General features: G+C 68.4%; 15 protein-coding genes. 5 read left to right on the top strand and 10 right to left on the bottom strand.

What is annotated here, in order from left to right; all coding sequences use genetic code 11:
• Nucleotides 1–93 precede the first annotated feature (93 nt).
• Nucleotides 94–1,857 carry an MFS transporter gene (locus tag J2S55_RS45290; protein ID WP_306874358.1) on the top strand — a complete coding sequence of 588 codons (1,764 nt, stop codon included), beginning with the start codon at nt 94–96 and terminating at the stop codon, nt 1,855–1,857.
• A 132-nt stretch (nt 1,858–1,989) separates the two neighbouring features.
• On the opposite strand, the gene J2S55_RS45285 is transcribed toward J2S55_RS45290, so the two are convergent.
• Both J2S55_RS45285 and J2S55_RS45280 read right to left on the bottom strand, forming a co-directional pair.
• The gene (locus J2S55_RS45285; protein ID WP_306874355.1) at nt 1,990–2,913 is read right to left on the bottom strand and encodes an NADP-dependent oxidoreductase; all 924 of its coding nucleotides are present in this window, start codon (nt 2,911–2,913) and stop codon (nt 1,990–1,992) included.
• Nucleotides 2,914–2,918: 5 nt separating this feature from the next.
• Nucleotides 2,919–3,404, bottom strand: a complete 486-nt coding sequence (locus tag J2S55_RS45280) for a luciferase domain-containing protein (protein ID WP_306874352.1) — start codon at nt 3,402–3,404, stop codon at nt 2,919–2,921.
• An 85-nt stretch (nt 3,405–3,489) separates the two neighbouring features.
• Between J2S55_RS45280 and J2S55_RS45275 the strand changes: the two genes are divergently transcribed.
• From J2S55_RS45275 to J2S55_RS45265, 3 genes are all read left to right on the top strand, one after another.
• Entirely contained in the window at nt 3,490–3,873 is a 384-nt protein-coding gene (locus tag J2S55_RS45275) for a winged helix-turn-helix transcriptional regulator (RefSeq protein WP_306874350.1), read from the top strand.
• A 450-nt stretch (nt 3,874–4,323) separates the two neighbouring features.
• Nucleotides 4,324–5,559 (top strand): hypothetical protein, encoded by a 1,236-nt coding sequence (locus tag J2S55_RS45270; RefSeq protein ID WP_306874347.1) that lies wholly within the window; start codon nt 4,324–4,326, stop codon nt 5,557–5,559.
• A gap of 852 nt (nt 5,560–6,411) precedes the next feature.
• Entirely contained in the window at nt 6,412–7,233 is an 822-nt protein-coding gene (locus J2S55_RS45265; RefSeq protein WP_306874344.1) for a nitroreductase/quinone reductase family protein, read from the top strand.
• A gap of 204 nt (nt 7,234–7,437) precedes the next feature.
• Here J2S55_RS45265 and J2S55_RS45260 read toward each other — a convergent pair whose 3' ends face one another.
• Entirely contained in the window at nt 7,438–8,430 is a 993-nt protein-coding gene (locus J2S55_RS45260) for a hypothetical protein (RefSeq protein WP_306874342.1), read from the bottom strand.
• A 126-nt stretch (nt 8,431–8,556) separates the two neighbouring features.
• Between J2S55_RS45260 and J2S55_RS45255 the strand changes: the two genes are divergently transcribed.
• Nucleotides 8,557–9,657 carry a tyrosine-type recombinase/integrase gene (locus tag J2S55_RS45255; RefSeq protein ID WP_306874339.1) on the top strand — a complete coding sequence of 367 codons (1,101 nt, stop codon included), beginning with the start codon at nt 8,557–8,559 and terminating at the stop codon, nt 9,655–9,657.
• A 692-nt stretch (nt 9,658–10,349) separates the two neighbouring features.
• Here J2S55_RS45255 and J2S55_RS45250 read toward each other — a convergent pair.
• The 7 genes from J2S55_RS45250 to J2S55_RS45220 form a co-directional block, all read right to left on the bottom strand.
• Nucleotides 10,350–10,550 carry a hypothetical protein gene (locus J2S55_RS45250; protein WP_306874337.1) on the bottom strand — a complete coding sequence of 67 codons (201 nt, stop codon included), beginning with the start codon at nt 10,548–10,550 and terminating at the stop codon, nt 10,350–10,352.
• On the bottom strand, nt 10,550–12,004 hold the full coding sequence (locus tag J2S55_RS45245; protein ID WP_306874334.1) for a multicopper oxidase family protein: 1,455 nt from the start codon (nt 12,002–12,004) through the stop codon (nt 10,550–10,552). The genes J2S55_RS45250 and J2S55_RS45245 overlap by 1 nt, the downstream gene beginning before the upstream one ends.
• 11 nt (nt 12,005–12,015) lie before the next feature.
• Nucleotides 12,016–12,363: a hypothetical protein gene (locus J2S55_RS45240; protein ID WP_306874331.1), complete on the bottom strand. Its 348-nt coding sequence runs from the start codon at nt 12,361–12,363 to the stop codon at nt 12,016–12,018.
• A 9-nt stretch (nt 12,364–12,372) separates the two neighbouring features.
• Nucleotides 12,373–12,576, bottom strand: a complete 204-nt coding sequence (locus J2S55_RS45235; RefSeq protein WP_306874329.1) for a hypothetical protein — start codon at nt 12,574–12,576, stop codon at nt 12,373–12,375.
• Between the two features lie 35 nt (nt 12,577–12,611).
• Entirely contained in the window at nt 12,612–14,789 is a 2,178-nt protein-coding gene (locus J2S55_RS45230; protein WP_306874327.1) for an MMPL family transporter, read from the bottom strand.
• Nucleotides 14,790–15,176: 387 nt separating this feature from the next.
• The gene (locus J2S55_RS45225; protein WP_306874325.1) at nt 15,177–16,136 is read right to left on the bottom strand and encodes a Rieske 2Fe-2S domain-containing protein; all 960 of its coding nucleotides are present in this window, start codon (nt 16,134–16,136) and stop codon (nt 15,177–15,179) included.
• 2 nt (nt 16,137–16,138) lie between these two features.
• Complete coding sequence (locus J2S55_RS45220) at nt 16,139–17,302, bottom strand: monooxygenase (RefSeq protein WP_306874322.1); 1,164 nt, start codon at nt 17,300–17,302, stop codon at nt 16,139–16,141.
• Nucleotides 17,303–17,409 lie beyond the last annotated feature (107 nt).

Below are 17,409 nucleotides of genomic sequence, written 5' to 3'. Positions count from 1 at the left end.
GCGCGGTGAGCGAGTACGGGCCTTCACCTCATCAATTCGGCGACCGGCCCTGCTCCGGCGCTGATCCCGCATGCCCTCTATCGGAAGGAAGACATGAGTACGGACCAGCCTCCCCAGACGGCGGCACCAGCGAGCGGCGGGGGTGCGCCGGATGCGCGTCAGCTGCGCACGATCCTGATCGCCGTCTCCATCGCGCTGATGGCCGTCATCGCGTCGGTGTCAGGGCTGAACGTCGCCCAGACCCACATGGCTGTGGAGTTCGGCGCTTCGCAGAACACCGTTATGTGGATCATCAATATCTACACCCTGGCCCTGGCCGCGCTGCTGCTGCCGCTCGGCGCCATCGGTGACCGGCTGGGCCGTAAGCCCATGCTGATCACCGGACTGACCATCTTCGGTGCCGCTGGCATCGTCGCGGGGCTGGCTCCGTCGGCCGGGGTGATGATCGCCGCGCGCGTGGCCGCCGGTGTGAGCGCTGCGATGATCATGCCGATCACGCTGGCCGTCATCACGAGTACGTTCCCTGAGGAGCAGCGGGGCAAGGCGATCGGTGTGTGGACCGGTGTCGCCGGGGGCGGCGGCATCCTGGGCATGTTCCTGTCCGCGCTGCTGGTCGATGTCGCCGACTGGCGCCGGCTGTTCGTCCTGCCCGTGGTCCTGGCCGTCGTAGCTCTGGCGATGACGCTGAAGTCGGTGCCCAACTCCCGCGAGCACTCCACTCATCCCTTCGACACCACGGGCGCATCGCTGTCCGCCGTCGCTGTGATCGGTCTGATCTTTGTTCTGCAGGAAGGCCCCGAGCGCGGCTGGGCCGCCCCGGTGACTCTGATCAGCCTGATCGTCGGTGTCATCGCCGCTGTCGGATTCGTGGCCTGGGAGCTGCACCGCCGCGACGCCTCGCTGCTGGATGTGCGCCTGTTCCGTGAGCGCGGCCTGGCCGGCGGCTCGATCACGCTGCTGGTGGTCTTCGGGGTCCAGGCGGGTATCGCCGTGGTTCTCTTCCCGTTCTTCCAGGCCCTCCTGGGCTGGTCCGGGCTGCTGTCCACCGTGGCGATGATGCCGATGGCCGTCATGATGATGATGGCGTCCGGCCTGGCCCCCAAGATGGCCGCACGCATCGGTGCCCGCTCCACCATGACCGTGGGCGTCGCCCTGGCCACCCTCGGCCTGGCATCGATGGCTCTGTTCGTCTCCGTCGACGGCGGATACCTCTCCATCCTGGCCGGCATGCTCGCCATGGGCGTCGGTATGGGTCTGTCGATGACGCCCTCCACCGAGGCCATCACCAGCTCCCTGCCGCGGGAGAAGCAGGGCGTTGCCTCCGCCCTCAACGACGTCACCCGCGAGTTCGGCACCGCTCTCGGTGTCGCCCTGCTCGGCGCGCTTCTGTCCGCCGGCTACCGCAGCGCCGTCGACGGCAGGCTGCACGGCATCCCGCAGGGGACCGCGGACACCGCTCGGGAAGGCATCGCCAACGCAGTCGAGGCTGCGGGGGCGCGGGCTCGCACGCACAGGACCTGGTCCGCGCCGCCCAGCTGTCCTTCGTCGACGGCTGGCAGCAGGCCATGTGGGCAGGCGTCGCCGTCATGGGCGTGCTGCTCGTCCACATCGCTTTTCGCGGCCCGAAGGACTCGGCTTCCGCCACCGCGGACGAGACGGAGACCACAGAGACCGTCGCCGCCCGATGACCGCGTGACAACTGGGCGGATCATCCGTCAGGCGTCAGGCATCGCGATATCGCGATGCCTGACACCCCAGCTCGGCAGTGCACGCCGCAACCGGGACATCCATGCCGAACGAGCACCCGGACACCTTCGTCACCGGACTGTAGGTGAAGCATCACCGGACTGTACGTGAAGATCGACGAGGAGATCAGGGAGACCCGATCCTGGTGTGCACGCCGTCCGGGACGCCGAGTCACTCCGCCCGTCCTTCAAGCGGGAGAAGCACCGAGACCCCGATTCGGCGTTGGTGGTCACGGCGCCTCCTTCAGATCGTGACGGCGAGCTTGCCGACGGTTCCGGCGGTGAAGTCGGCGATCGCGCGCGGCACCTCGGCCAGCGGGTAGGAACGGGCCACCGGCACCCGCAGGCGTCCTTCGGCAGCGTCGGCGGCGAGCCGGGCGAGGGTGACCGGGTTGGGGTCGGCCATCACCGCCGTGGCCTTGATGTCGCGGCCGGGCTCGTCGGGCAGGTAATGCAGGGTGGAGGCCAGCCGCCCGCCGTCGGCCAGCAGGGCGGCGACGGTGCGGCCGTCGCCCGCCAGGTGCAGCGCGGCATTCACCCCGTCGGGCGCGATCGCGCGTACCTGCGCCTGCAGGTCGGTGTGGTCGACGGCCCAGGTGGCGCCCAGGCCGGTGACGAAGGCGGCTTCGGCCCCGGGTCTGGCGGTGGCGATCACGCCGGCGCCGCGCGCGGCGGCCATTTGGACGGCGAACGCGCCCACGCCGCCGGTCGCACCTGAGATCAGGACGGTTTCCCCCGGTGCCGGGGCGACGGCGTCGATGGCGTTGAGCGCGGCGCTACCGGCCAGTCCCAGCACACCCGCGCGGGTGCGGTCGAGCCCGTCGGGGATCTTGGCCAGGCCGTACTGCCCGCTCACCACCACGTACTCGGCGAAGCCGCCTTGCCCCAGGGTCGGGCGCACGACCACGCCGAACACGTCCTCACCCGGCGTCAGGCCGGTCACGCCGGCGCCGACGGCCGCCACGGTGCCGGCGAAGTCCTTGCCGAGCACGACGGGGAAGTCGTAGTCGTACACGCCCTTGAGGTAGCCGCCCAGCACGCCCAGGTCAAAGCCGTTGACCGAGGAGACCAGCACCTGGACCAGCACCTCGCCGGGACCGGGCTCGGGCACGGGCAGGTCGGTGGCCGCCAGATCGGCGCCGAAGTCGGTGAAAGCCATGGCACGCATAAGGATCACTCCGTTTCCGTAGAAGATGCGGTGGCCTGCCGCCAGGAGGCGCGCAGGACGGCGCGGGCGACGGCCAGTTCGGCCTCGTCGCGGGGGGCGTACAGCATCACGATCGTGTCCGGCCACTCAGGACGACGGCTGATCGGATGCGGCTCGATCCACCCCGCGCGCCCAAGCGGCTCGATGAGCGGCACGGGCACGGTGAGATGGAGGAAGCCCGAGCGGTGGATGTGCCCGAACTCGTCGCGGCTGGGGTGCAGGAACGCCGCCCATGGCCCGGCGGGCTCGTGCAGCCGCAGCGCCAGCGAGGCGGGCTCGGACACCTGGCTGGGGCCGGTGAACACGCCCGCCAGCGCCTGTGCGTCCGCCACCAGGGCGGCCCTGATGTGCGGCGGGGAGAACTGGTCGAGCTGGTCGTGCGGGATCTCCAGGCCCGTGGTCCGTGGGCGAGGGCCGGATCGGAGTGGGGGATCGGTCAGGTCGATGCTCATCGCAACAGCACTTTCTGTGCGCTGGTTACTTCTTGTGCGCTCATGGAGTCTGGTCCACAATGCCGCCATGACGGAAGAAGGCACTTTGACCCGCGCAAGGCACACCGATGTGCGCGAAACGATCGGCGAGGATCACCCGACCTGCCGGCTACGCGACATCCTCGACCGCGTCGGGGACAAATGGAGTGTCCTGGTGATGAACCTGCTCGGCAGCGGGCCCAAGCGCTACTCCGAACTGCAGCGCGCCATCGAGGGCATATCCCAGCGGATGCTCACCCTGACCCTGCGCAGCCTGGAGCGCGACGGCCTGGTCGAGCGGACCGTCACCCCCACCTCCCCGCCCCGGGTGGACTACGCCCTCACCCCCGTCGGGCAGACACTCTCGGCCCAGGTCTCTGGGCTCATCACATGGGCCGAGCAGCACCGCGAGCACGTGGCCGCCTCCCGCCTGCGCTACGACGCGTCGTGACCCGCCGAACCGGCGTCGCCCCCCCGCGCGCCTGCAGTCTCCGGGAGGGCTTTCTGCGGTGTCCGCCGGGTCGAGTCGGCGCAAGGCGCTCTGCCGTGATTGCTCACGGCGGGGCTCCGGCGTCCCCGGCGACCGCATAGGGCCCTCCGCTCGGTCGGTGCGATGAGCCGCAAGGTGGAGCGTCCGCCCAGTCAGACCGTCACGGCCTTGTGGCTTGCTCGCGTGGGCCTGGCGCCGGGAACGGTGCAAGGACCAACCCACGATCGCCACGCCCGTCCGGTATTCTCCGTGACGGAGCTGAGAGCGTCGGAGCCCGCGCAACGTCCGGACATGCCGATGAGCGGATGGTCGAAAACTCATCCGCAAGGATTCCTTGCGCCCCGGCCGTACCATCGCTGCTGTTGTCGCGCCTGGCGGTCGTCGGCGTGGACGTCGCGCCGGGAGGGGCCAATGAGCGATCTGGACCGCTACGTTGAGGCGCTGTTCGACGACGACGCCGACGTGCCGGAGGGCATGGGCCGGGTGTGGGCGCCTGAGCTCCATAGATCGGTGATGGCCCGGCTGCGGGCCGGGTCCGGGCCGAGGACGCGCACCGTTCACGAGTACGTCTCCGGTATCCACAAGACGCCCGGGACGTATCGGTCGGGACGGCGGACGGAGTCGCGCAACGATCGGGAGGTCATGGAGGCCACCGATCACTGGGTTGAACGCTGGGTGGAGGGGACCGACTCGGAGCTGGCCGTACGCATCCTCGGGCACGGGGTCGAGGCCGCGACGCGTCGGTACGACCGAGGCCGGGCGGCCGCGTGGTATGCACTGTGGCGTCGGTACAAGACCGGCCGGCCGCTCCGCAAGCACCGTGGGTTCCACACGTTCATGGAGGGCGGCGTCGACGACTGCCCGGACTGCGTCCGCGACATGGACCGGCTCGCCGGTGGCGAGTTCGACCGGGCCGCCGCCGCCTTGCTCGACGCGGGTGGTCCGGCCGCCGACTGGCCGGAGCAGGCGGTCAAGCTGGTCGCGTGGGTCACCGAACAGCGCCATCCGTCCTTTCGGCTGTTCGCCCAGCGCGCCGCCGACCGGGTCTGGTACATCGACCTGTTTCGCGCAAGCGTGGTCGTGTTCGACGGCCGGTCCGTCGCCGCCTCGCCCGTGCCGTTCACCCTGAGCCCCGCCAGCGACGTCGACTTCGTCGCCGACGCGACCAGATGTGACCAGCAGACAGTGGCCTTCTCCGGCAAGCACAACTACCGAGCGGCGCAGCGCTACGGGCGCCACGTGCTGCTCATGGAGGGCACCTACTACACATCTCGCGGTCAGGCCGAGATGAACTACTCGGTCTGGCTGTCCCCGCCGACAGCTGAGGAAGCGGCCGGACTGGTCGAGGACTTCGCCGCCTCCCTGCCGCGGTCGTTCCGGCGGGTCCCGATCTGGTCAGACCCCAGACGCGGCTCCGTCATGCGCAAGTACAGCGGCGAGTTCGCCGTCGGGGTGTGGGGCAGCAGCTGGGCGACCGGACTCCAGGGCGCCCGGCTCGACCGCGAGTTCGCCGGCGAGCAGGAAGCGATCACCGCGCTGGAGGCGCAGGAGCTCGACTGGCTCAAGGCCGGAAAGGTGCTTACCAACCTCTACCTACGGATGCCCGAACCGAAACCCAGCCAGAACGACACCAACGGATCACACTGATCGCCGAGCCCTGAGCACAGTGGATCGGCCGCCCACCCCGTATGGCCTCCTGCACTGGCGGATGGCCCTGCAGGCCGACCGAGGTGGTGATGGTGGAGACGACCAGTCGGGTGATGGCGGGAGCCATCGCGGGTGACGGGGCGGCCAGGATCGGTGCGAACTCCGGCTCGTCCAGGATGGGCACGGATCTGACCGAGGTCTGTCCACTCGTTCCAGGCGATGTTGAACCATCCGGCTTCGTCGGCGGCAGCCATGGCACTCCTTGAGGGGACCGTACGGATACATGAATGCTGATCATGGCGTGCGGGTTGACAGATTCGGGCCGGGACCGTGTTCGATACGTGGGAGGGCGGAGTCCTCCGACGGTCACACCGGTTGGTGAGAGGCTGACGAGAGTCAGCGAAAAGTCAGCGAACCCGCTGACACGAGGACGTGGCCGAGATCATCGGGCGGCACTGACACGGCACCTGACGGCACCTGACGGCACCTGACGGCACCTGACGGCATCCGATGAGTCGGTCCGGAACGCCCTACCAGTGTTCGCATCGAAGGGGTTAGGGGTTCGAATCCCCTCATCCCCCCAAGGCCTTCACCTTGGCTGGGTGTCCGGACCGGCGAAATGCGGGGCTGGGATGAACGGTTCGACAGCCTGGACAGAGACCTGACATCCCTACATCCCTGGCGGGCAATCCTGGCGCGTGATGAAGTAACATGATCTCCGTGACTGCCGGGTCGGCCTTGGGCCACGCACCAGAGAGCAGCCCGGCTGACGCTTGATCGCCGGGCGGGCCCGCGGCCCGCCGTCTTCTTCTCCATTCAGTACGGCACGGCAGGAATCACCAATGGAGAAGAATGGATTTCAACAAGCAGGTCATCGACGAGTTCCGCGCCAACAACGGCCAGGTCGGTGGCTCTTTCGAGGGAGCGAGGCTGCTCCTGCTCACCACCACGGGCGCCCGCTCGGGCAAGCCGCACACGACCCCGCTCGCCTACCTGCCTGACGGCGTCGAGCGCATGCTGGTCATCGCCTCCGCCGGGGGAGCGTCGAACAACCCGGCCTGGTACCACAATCTGAAGGCCAACCCGCGCGCCACCGTCGAGACCGGCGTCCTCGTCTTCGATGTCGAGGCGGAGGTCCTGGAGGGCACCGAGCGTGACGCGGCGTTCGCCCGCGCGGTGGAAGGCGATCCTGGCTGGGCCGACTACCAGGCCAAGACGGCGCGCACCATCCCGGTCGTCGCACTTCGGGTGATCGGCCCGCCTCGGGACAGCGCACCGTCGGGCGGTGCGTATCTCAAGCTGGTGCACGACGGCTTCCGCCGTGAACTCGCGCTGATCCGCAAGGAGCTGTCCGGTTCAGGTGGGCCAGGCCTGGGCGTGCAGCTCCGGATCAACTGCCTGACCGTCTGCCAGGGCCTGCACCATCACCACACGGGCGAGGACACCATGATGTTCCCCGGCCTGGCCGAGCGGCATCCCTCGCTCGCCCCGACCTTGGAGCGGCTGGCCAAGGAGCACGAGCGCATCACCGTACTCCTGGAAGAGCTGAAGCAGGCCCTCTCCGGTGAGGATCCGCTGAAGGTACGGGCCGAGATCGAACGGCTCGTCGATGAGCTCGAAGCGCACCTGACGTATGAGGAGGAGCAACTGATCCCGATTCTCGACCTCGCCTGAAGTCCGAGGAGTTGGGAACGATCTCGGACCAACTGGGAAGCGATCTTCTTTGCCCTGCTGAACACACAGCTCGCTGAGTAGGCCCGGGAACACCCCACCCAGGTCAGAGGCCGCTTCCGAGAGATCGGGAGCGGCCTTCTGCGTTGCCGGGTGACTGGCTGAGTGACTATGAGCCCCTGAGGCACAGGGGCGAGCTCTTCCTGCTCATGAATTCCAGCCCTCCAAGAGGAACAGGAGACCGGTCAGATCGTCGCCGTGGGGCGCGGCCGTGCAGGCTCCGCGTGCGATGAGCTGTTCGGTGATCTCCCAGATCAGTTCGTGGGAGATCACCACGGTGGCCACGGCCCGATCATCGGCGGGCACGTAGCCGCGCGCCTCTTCGGAGGCGCGACTCATGAGGAAGGCCGAGACCGGGGCCGCGACTGCGGCGGCCAGGTCGTCGAGGACATCGCCCACGCCGACGAGCGGTATCGCGGAGCGGCCGTCGTCGAGCCGTAGACGCCAGCCGTGTCCATCCGAATCCGTGACCGAGGACACGCGGTGATCTCGCAGCGCCTCCGCCGTCCCGGGGGTGATGGCCAAGGTGTGGAGGCGGCTCAACGTCTCGTCCGACCAGACGGTCACCAGGGTGAGGTCGTCGGCGAAGCGGTAGAAGTTCGTGCCCGAGCTGCCCGCGCGCGGTGGGTGGATGGCCCAGAAGGCACCGTTCCACCATGGACGCTCGGTGGTCAGCGCTGTGTCGGGAACGGCCTCTTCGGCGCGTAACTGTCGCCACAGCACCAGGTCCAGCGCGTAGCCGAACACCATGGCGTACAGACTGTGACCGATCCCGCGCCGATGCAGTTCCACGGCGATGTCGTGCACCGGCTTCTCGACGGCGTCCACGAGGGAGCTCGCCGGCCACCGTAGAGTTGCCCGCAGCGGGGCCGTCTCGGGTGAGCCCAGCACGGGGAAAGCGGTCCGGACCCATTCCCCGTCGCGTTCCAGGAGCCGGAACTCCAGGAGCTGGGAGAGCTGTGCGTCGGAGACGTCCAGATGGTCTCTCGGGGCACCGTGACGTGCCGCGTACAGAACGCGCCCGTTGTTTCCGTCGGCTACCACGTCATGGGGCGTGCGTTTCGCGTTCGGGCAGTAGCAGTGCAGGGCCCAGAGGGCGAGGTCCTCGGGATCGGACATCCCGTCCGCTGCATGATCCATACAGCGAGTATCCGGCGTTTTTTTGATCTTTGTCATTACATCGGAAACTTCGCTGCATCCCCTGTCGCGAGTTGTCGTTCCCGCGGCCCGGCCCACACCGGAGCGGGCTGAATTAGTGTGATCTCCGTGAGCCCGCCCGAGGTGGATGCCGGCCGGTTGTCGCGCCTGGCCGCCCGTGCCCGGTCAGCCGTACTGGTCGGAAGAGAGGACGGACGCCCCGCCCCGCTCGTCGAAGTGGCCGGTCTGCTGCTCGTGATCCTGACCTTCTCGCGGCTGCATGCCGCCGCCGGGAAGGACGTCGCGGCGGCCGCCACCGCACGGGAGGTGGCCGCTTGGCGCGACCACCTCGCCGCCGCCGGCAATGTCAGCCGCGACGGCAAGGCCGCACCGATGGCGGCCGCGACGGTCAACAACCACCTGGCTCATCTCTCAGCGCTGTTTTCCTGGATCGCCACGCACGCTTCGGCCGAGGTGCTGCGCCACGGCGACCCGACCAAGAAGGTGGCCCCGCTGCGTCTGCCCGCCCCCGAGGTGCGCGCCCTGGCCGCCGCACAGGTGCGCACGGTCAAGAACGTGGTGGACCGGATCGAGACCTTCCACGAGCTCAAGGGCCGCCGCCACCGCGGCACTGGCCCGCGCCTGCACGCCCACGCCCGCCCGCTGCGTGACCGGGCCATCGTCTACCTGCTGTTCGGCACCGGGCTACGCCGCGCCGAGGTGGTCGCCCTGGACCTGGAGCAACTGCAACCCGCCGACCCCGAGCAACTGCGCCGGGCCAAGACGGCCTGCCTGGTCGGCGTGCGCGGCAAAGGCCGCACCAACCGCACCGTCTTCGTCGGCCGCGACGCCCGTCTGGCACTGGCCGACTATCTCGAGGCTGAGCGGCTCGGCGACGCCGCCGCGAGCACCTCGCCGACGGCCCTGTTCTTGGCGGCGGCCTCGATCGCCGCCCGCCGGCCCGACGGGCGCATGTCCCCACGCTCGATCAACACCATCGTCGAGCAGATCGGCCGGTTGCACGACGCCCAGATCAGCGACCCGGGCCGCAAGCTCGGCCGGTTGCGGCCGCACGACGCCCGTCACACCTTCGCCTTCGAACTGTCGCAGCGCTCCAGCCACAACCGGGCCGAGCTCGAACGCCGCCTCGGCCACGCCAACGACCGCTACCTGCGCGTCTACACCAACCCACCCGACGAGGTCGCGGCCGGCTACGTCGAGGACATGTGATCGCCGTCCACGCATGTCACGGTCGACGGCGAGCCCCGTTCGATGAGGGGCGAGGCCACCGCACCGCACGCAGGAGATGAGCGGCTGACCGAAGGAGCGCCTGATGAGGCTGTCCCAGTTGGGCCCCCGTCGCAATCCAACGGATATGGGGCGCGCAGGTAGGCCGGCTCAGCGCGTGCCTCCGCCGCCACCACCGCCAGCGGCGGCGCATGGCCTGCAGACGCTCCACCCGCGCGTCCAGGTCATCCAAGCGGGCCTGCATGGTTGCTCCAGCCAGTTGCCGCACCTGACCGGCCACGCGCACGCCCCGCGGGCGCTGATCGGCCTCCCCTGCGGCCGTGGCCGCGGCGATGAGGCGGGCCAGGTCATCCAGCAGGTGTATCCCCTACGCCAAGGCGCCAGCAGAAGCCGAACCGCTACGGCAGACCTCCTGATACGGCACGTCCGGGACCAAGCACGGACCAGGCGGTGGTGTCGTTGGTGAACCGCACGGGCACTGGCCCGGCGCCGGGGCCGGGTCAGGCGGTGCGGCGGGAGCGGGCCAGAGCCAGCCCACCGAGGACCGTGGCGATCAGCCCGATCGCCACGGTCCACGACGTTGCGCGCCTTGTGGCGTACGGTGTCGAAGCCGGTGGGCCGTCCTCCCAGCTCACCCGCCGCTTACCCCGGCGGCACACGCTCCCGCCCGTTGCCTAACGCTCAGCCGTTCCACCACCAGGGGCAAACCGGGCCGGGCCGACGTGGTCGATCAGCCGCTGCCGGTCGAAGGTGATGCCGTCGTTGCGGTACTCGAGGTCGGGCGTGTAGTAGCGGTCCACGATCGTGGCCGGGTCTTCCTGGCTGAAGGCCGGCTCGTACGGCAGGCGCGTCAGGAACGCGTGGAAGCCGGGCATCAGACCACCTCGAACGTGCTCATCATGGCCATGTCCTCGTGTTCGAGGTTGTGGCAGTGCAGGACGTATCGGCCCCGGTAGCCGGTGAAGCGGGTGATGATCTCCACGGTCTGCGCCTCCCGCAGCTCGACGGTGTCCTTCCACTCCAGCGGCCCGCTCGGCCGCTCGCCGCCGGCCGACAGCACCTGGAAGGGCGCCAGGTGCAAGTGGACGGGGTGGGCGACGTCGCTGGTGAGCCGCCAGATCTCGACCTGGCCGAGCTTGGGCCGGGCATCGACGCGGCGGGCGTCGAAGGGTTTGCCGTTGATCAGCCAGCCGGTGTGGCCGTGCATGTCGCCGCTGGTGAACTCGAAGTCGCGGGTCACCGCAGCCGTGGCCGGATCGAGAGGCTCGATGCGCGACAGCGTTTTCGGGATCGCCGAGTCGTCGCGGGCGTCGCGCTCGACGGTGAAGCGCATCACCCTGGCCTGTGGCCCTTCTCCCAGCAGGTTGCGCAGCTCGATGTGGTCGCCGAGCCGGTAGGCGGCGAAGTCGGCGATCACGTCCGCGCGCTCGCCCGGCGCCAGCCGTACCCGATCGACCGTCTGCGGCGCGGCCAGCAACCCGCCGTCGCTGCCGATCCGGGTCAGGGCGCCGCCGGGGGAGAGGGCCAGCTCGTAGGTGCGGGCGTTGGAGCCGTTGAGCAGCCGCAGCCGGTAGCGAGCCCGATCGACCCCGAGCTGTGGCCAGGGCGCGCCGTTGACGAGGATGACGTCGCCGAGCACGCCGCCCATGAACGCCTCCCGCGCGCCGGGACCGTCGTGCCTGGCCGGATAGGGCATGGTGCCGTCGGCCTGGAAGGACCGGTCGCAGATCAGCAGTGGCACGTCCCGTTCGCCCGACGGGAGCGGCAGCGCCTCTTCCTCGTCGTCGCCGACGAGGAAGAACCCGGCCAGGCCGCGCCAGACCTGCGGCCCGGTGAAGTCCATGCGGTGGTCGTGGTACCAGAGCGTGGCCGCACGTTGCTCCAGCGGGAAGACGTAGTCGCGGTGGGTGCCCGGCTGTACCAGGTCGGTGGGGTACCCGTCGGATTCCGGCGGGGTGTGGCCGCCGTGCAGGTGGGTGACGGTCGGCGCGCCGAGGCTGTTGGTGACGCGCACGACGGTCCGCCGGCCGCTGCGCGCGCGGATGGTGGGTCCGGGGAACTGCCCGTCGTACCCCCAGATCGGGGTGCGCAGGCCGGGCAGGATCTCCACCTCGGCCGTCCGCTGGACGAGTTCGTAGTAGTCGGTGGTCGTGTCGGTCCGGTGCGGCTTGGCCACCGCGGGCAACGGGAGCGGCACCGTGTACGGCTTGGGCAGCGGCGCGCCGCCGGCGAGGAGCCGGGGCGACGGGGTACGGCCCAGCAGCGAGCAACCGGAGACGCTGAGCGCCGCACCCAGGCCGAGCAGCCGCAGCGCCTGCCGTCTGGTCATCGACATCATGGTCATGCCGATGCGGTCTTGGTGCGGCTGACGGACCAGACCCGTGCCAGCTGCACCATGCTCACGCCGAACATCAGCACGCCGAGGGGGACGTGCAGGCTCTTCATGTGCGCTATGCCCAGCGCCATCTGGGCCAGCGTCATCACCAGCATGCCGGCGGCGGACAGGATGGCGCTCGACCGCCGCGACACCAGCGCGGCGCCCAGGTTCAGCAGCACGGTGACCACGACACCGACGGCTGCGGCGCTGTGTGCCGTCCGGCCGCCGGGCGAGGCCAGCAGCAGCCCGGCGGTGACCGCCTGGAGCAGCAGGGCGACGGTCTGCGCGGTGATCGCGATACGCAAGAACATGATTCTTCCTTAGCGGGTAGAGGGCCGGGCAACGATGGCGACAGTGACGAATAGGACGAAGGCAGCCAGCGCGGTCAGGGCGCGCAGGGTGTGGAACAGCTCCCACCGCTGGAACATCTCGGTGTAGCCGACCGGGACCGGGCTGGCGGCCCACTCCCGGTCGGGGTGGGTGGCCTTGTGCATGTTCACCCAGCTGAGGGCGCTGGCGTTCATGCCGAGATCGTCGGCCACTCCGGCTCGGTGAGGGGTCAGACCCTGACCTCTTCCACGATCTTGGCCGGGGGAGCCGAGGTCACCTTCGGTGCCCGGCGTCCGGGCATCCACCAGTTGGCCTTGCCGAACAGTTCCATCACCGCGGGGACAAGGATCATCCGAATGATGGTGGCGTCGATGAGCACAGCGACGGCCATGCCCAGACCTCCCTGCTTGACCGCGACGTCGGGGCCGAGCAGGGAGGTCGTGAAGACGGCGACCATGATGGCGGCCGCGGCCGTGATGACCCTGGCAGTCTGCGCCATCCCGCGAGCGACGGCCGTCCGGGTATCGCCGGTGCGCTCGTACTCCTCACGGACCCGTGAGATCAGGAAGACCTCGTAGTCCATGGACAGGCCGAACAGGACTGGGAAGATCATCATCGGCACCCAGGTCGAGATCGGCATGGCGGTGGGGAAACCGAGGGCCCAGCCGAGCCATCCCCACTGGACGACCGCGACGAGTACGCCGTATGCGGCGCCGATCGACAGCAGGTTCATGACGGCGGCCTGCAGCGCGATCGTGACCGACCGGACCAGCGCGATCAGCAGCACCACCGACACCGCGATGACGACCGCGATCATCAGAGGTAGGCGCGAACCGATGTCATCGGCCATGTCGATCGTGCCGGCGTTCGGGCCGCCGACGTAGACCCCTTCGCCGCCTGGCGCCTTGGGTAGCACGTCGTCGCGGAGGTGGTGCACCAGGTCCGCGGTCGCCTCGTCCTGATATCCAGTCTTGGGGAAGGCCATGAAGATCGCGGCCTGCCCGTCCTTGCTGACCTGAGGCGGCGTGGCGTAGGCGATGCCCTCGGTCTTGCTGACCGCTTCGGTGACGGTACGCAGATCGGTGCGGTTGGAACCGACCTCGGTGGCGAAGATCAGGGGTGCGCCGTAGCCGGGACCGAAGCCCTCGGAGAGAATCTCGTATGAGAGGTAGCTGCTCCTATCGTGGGGCTGGACACTGGCGTCGGGGTTGCTCAGCCGCATCGACAGCGTGGGGACGGCCAGCACCAGCAGCGCCCCACCGGCCAGCATCGCGGAGACCAGCGGCTTGCGCTGCACCACGCCGACCCAGCGCTCGGCGATGGTCCGACGCTCTTGGGACGCGGCGCCCGTGGCCTTCTGACGGCGGGACGTGCGACGGGGCAGGCGTAGCGAGTTGATCTTGTGGCCGGTGAAGCCCAGGAATGCCGGCAGCAAGGTCACCGCGGCGATCATCGTGACCAGCACGATCACCGACGTGGCGACGGCTACTCCGGTCATCAGCCGCTGTCCCATGATGGTCAGACCCATCAGCGCGATCACGACCGTCGTGCCGGCGAACAGGACCGCGTGACCAGCTGTTGTGATCGCCTTGACCGTGGCGGCCTCGGGCTCGTCGCCGGCTTGCAGGCCGTCCTTGTAGCGGGTCACGATGAAGAGGGCGTAGTCGATGCCGACACCCAGCCCGATCATCGCGGCGAGGATCACGGTGAAATCCGGTGAAGGGACCAGGTACCCCACCAGCTTCATCAGGGCGATGCCTGCGGCGATCGCCAGCAGCGCGGTCACGATCGGCAGACCCATCGCCACCAGTGACCCGAAGGCGATGAACAAGATCACCGCTGCCGCCACGAGGCCCACGACCTCGGACGAACCCTGCGGGGGTGTCTCGGCCTTCTCCGCCTGAGCCCCGCCCAGAGCCAGCTTCACGCCGTCACCGGAGGCGTTCTTGACAATGTCCACCAGAGGCTTGACCGCGGTCTTGTCCACCTCCTTCTGGGTCAGCGGGATGGTCGTACGGGCGATACGACGATCCCGCGTCACCAGACTCTTGTCCTGGTACGGCGAGGTCACCGGTCCTACGACCGGTGAGGCCGCCAGATCGGCGAGGACCTTCTCGATCTTTTGGCGGGTGGCAGGGGCGTCGATCCCCTTCTCTGCCTTGATCGCGAGAGTAAGCGTGTCCCCTTGCCGCTCGGGGAAGTGCTTCTCGATCAGCGCCTGTGCCTTGACGGAGTCGGAGTTTCCGCCGGAGAAGTCGTTGTCTGGGGCCGCGCCGTAGCCGAAGCCGGCGAACGCCACGGCGATCACGCCAACGATCCAGGTCAGCAGGACCAGACGGCGGCGCCGGTAACAGAACCGGGCCAGCCTCGCCAGCGCTCCATCAGTATTGGAAGTCTCGGTTCTCAATTCTTTTCCTCAAGTCGTTTCATTCATGGGCTAATTCCATCCTGAAATTGCCGGTCACACCCCTTTGTCCGAGTTCGGCTGGTGGTGCTCGGGCGGGTGACGACCCCTGATCAGGGCGAATGATGATCTGTCACCGGGCGATCTCGTTGTTGGTCAGCACCAGCTGAACTACGTCCATACGGAGCTCGGTGGTAACTGAAGAACCCGCCGGTTCTTCAGTTACCACCGGGGACCTGAGCCAGTCGCTTCTACGTCATCAACGAACGCGAATGGTGACCTTCTGTCATCATCGCAGTCAGGCCGGCCCCTTTCACCTGCGAGAACAGGATGGGGCTATTTCATTGGTGGTTGGTTCTTCACCTCATGTGCTCTCGTGGCACGCTTGGATCAGGTAGTCGTGACCTGGCCGTCGATGACCTTTACTGGGATTTCGATCAGCGGTGCGCGTGCAGGCCCTCCGGTCACCTGTCCGTTCTCATCGAAGGTGGAGCCGTGGCAAGGGCAACGAAACCCGGGTCCGATGTAGGAGATTGGGCAACCCTGATGGGTGCAGGTGGCGTTGAACGCCAGGAACGTGTCCGGGGCTGGGCGCAGGAGATAGGCAGGTGCCCCGTTTGGCGCGGTGAAGCTCTTCGACGATCCGACGGCGATGTCGGCGGCGGCAGCGATCACCGGCCCGCTCCCGACCCCTAGGCTTGCTGAGTCTCTCGACGAGACCACGGGGCGCCGTGTGAGTGCCAGCGCGCTCCCCGCGGCCACTCCCACAGCGGTCGTCGCTGCCGCGATCAGACCGCCCCGCAGCATGGTACGTCGCTTGACGTCGTTCTGTACGGCCATACTTTCGTCCGGCATGCTGCGCATCGGCAGACCGAGCTTGTGACGCACCTTTGCACGCAGCCAGGCGCTCAATGACAACGCCCCGGCGTCGCCCATTATCAGCAGCGGGGTCCAAGCGAAGGCGAAAACAATGTCGGCCCCGTAATAGTACGGACGGGTCGTCCAGCTCACCGTCAGGAAGAAGCTGACCGATAGGAGGACGCCGCCGAGGGCGGCGAGCCGGGTGAACAGTCCGAGGATGGCACCGAGTCCGACCGCGATCTCCCCGAAGGCGATCGTCAGGCCTGTGACGATCGAGTGGTCGGCGACCAGCGTTACCAGTGGGCCGATCGGGGAGATCTCGGCGGCGGCCAGCATCTGGGCGTGGACTCCAAGCGGCGCGGTGTCATCCAAGTAGTGCGGGTCGAAGAGCTTGGAAAGACCGGCGTACACAAGGGTGCCACCGAGAAAGGCGCGGAGCGGCAGCAGTGCCCAGCGCGGTGGCTGTATCGGGAAATCCCAGTGCATCATGGTCATTCAGTAGCTGAGGTGATCATGAAGCCGGTGCACATTTCGTCGCTTGAGCCGTCGCCCCACACCACGTATCGCGGTGGGAGCTTGCGCAGCGCCGGTATTTGCTGCCGCAGGGTGGCGTCGTGGGTACAGGTGACCCGCAGCGTGTCTCCTGGCTTGACGTCGACAGGGGTGGGCAATGGCTGGGTTTTCTGATTGTCGAAGTCGAAGTTGGGGACGTCGAGCAAGGTCTGGGCCCGGGCGGTGCCGGGATTGAGTTCGACCTTGATCGAGCGTCCGAGCATGTGCATGTGTCCCAATGCCGCGTACACCGCCATGGGCTGTCGTATCGGATAGTCGCAGTGCTGGGTGTTGCCGGGGACTGGCTTGCCGTTGCCGCAGAGTTGCAGCAGTTGCTGCGCAATACCCCCGACTCTGTCACCGAAGCGCTTGGTGACATCCGCGACCGACGCGGCGCGGTCGCACAGCGCACCGGACTCACTGCTGGCGCAGGGCAGTTCGATCGGTGCCTGCAGGGGGAGAGTGCGTAGCGGTTTGGTGGCCGCTGTGCCGTCGGTCAGTCGCAACCGGACGCTGGACTGGTCCGTTTCGCCCGTGCGGCCGTCGGCGGCCAGCAGGTTGTAATGGGCCTGAACGACTATCAGGCTGCCGGGCTTGATGGGGAAGCCGACATCCTGCTTGAGGACGGTCTCCGTGCCGTTGGGGGTCCAGGCGCTGGCATAGGTCCCCGCTACCCGGCCCAGCCCGGTATCGCCGAAACAGGTCCAGCCCGGGCCCGGCGTCTCGGCGTCCTTGGCGTGCGCCTGTGTTGCGGCCTCGGGTGCGACCACCTGGACGACGGCGTGGTGCACGATCTTCGCGTTCTGGGGCTGGAACAGGGCTCCGGTCAGGAACATCGGTTTGGTTACGTGTGGATCGATCAGCAGGCACCGGTAGTCATCGGTGCCGCCGTTGGGAGCGGACGGGGTATAGGACTCCGGCATGGTCAGGTTGAGGAACCGCTCGCCGGTTCGCAGCGGCTGCGATGCCACGGGCGAGGATGTGCCATGGCCGGCGTGCGGCGCGTCCGCCTCAGATTCTGCGGAGTCCGACGCACAGGCGGTGAGCCCCATCGCCATGGCCACCGAACACGTTGCCAGGGCAGTCATTCGCCGGTACTTCATCCGTTTCCTCATGATGACCTTTCGTGTCTGGCGGTTTTCCAGGAGATTCCTGGCTTCACGGACTCGCCCATCCCGGCAGCGAACTGTGCTGCGACGGCCAGCAGCAG

The organism is Streptosporangium brasiliense (genome assembly GCF_030811595.1).
Taxonomy (GTDB): domain Bacteria; phylum Actinomycetota; class Actinomycetes; order Streptosporangiales; family Streptosporangiaceae; genus Streptosporangium; species Streptosporangium brasiliense.
Note: the sequence above shows the minus strand (reverse complement) of the source record. Positions and strands in the feature narration are given on the sequence as shown.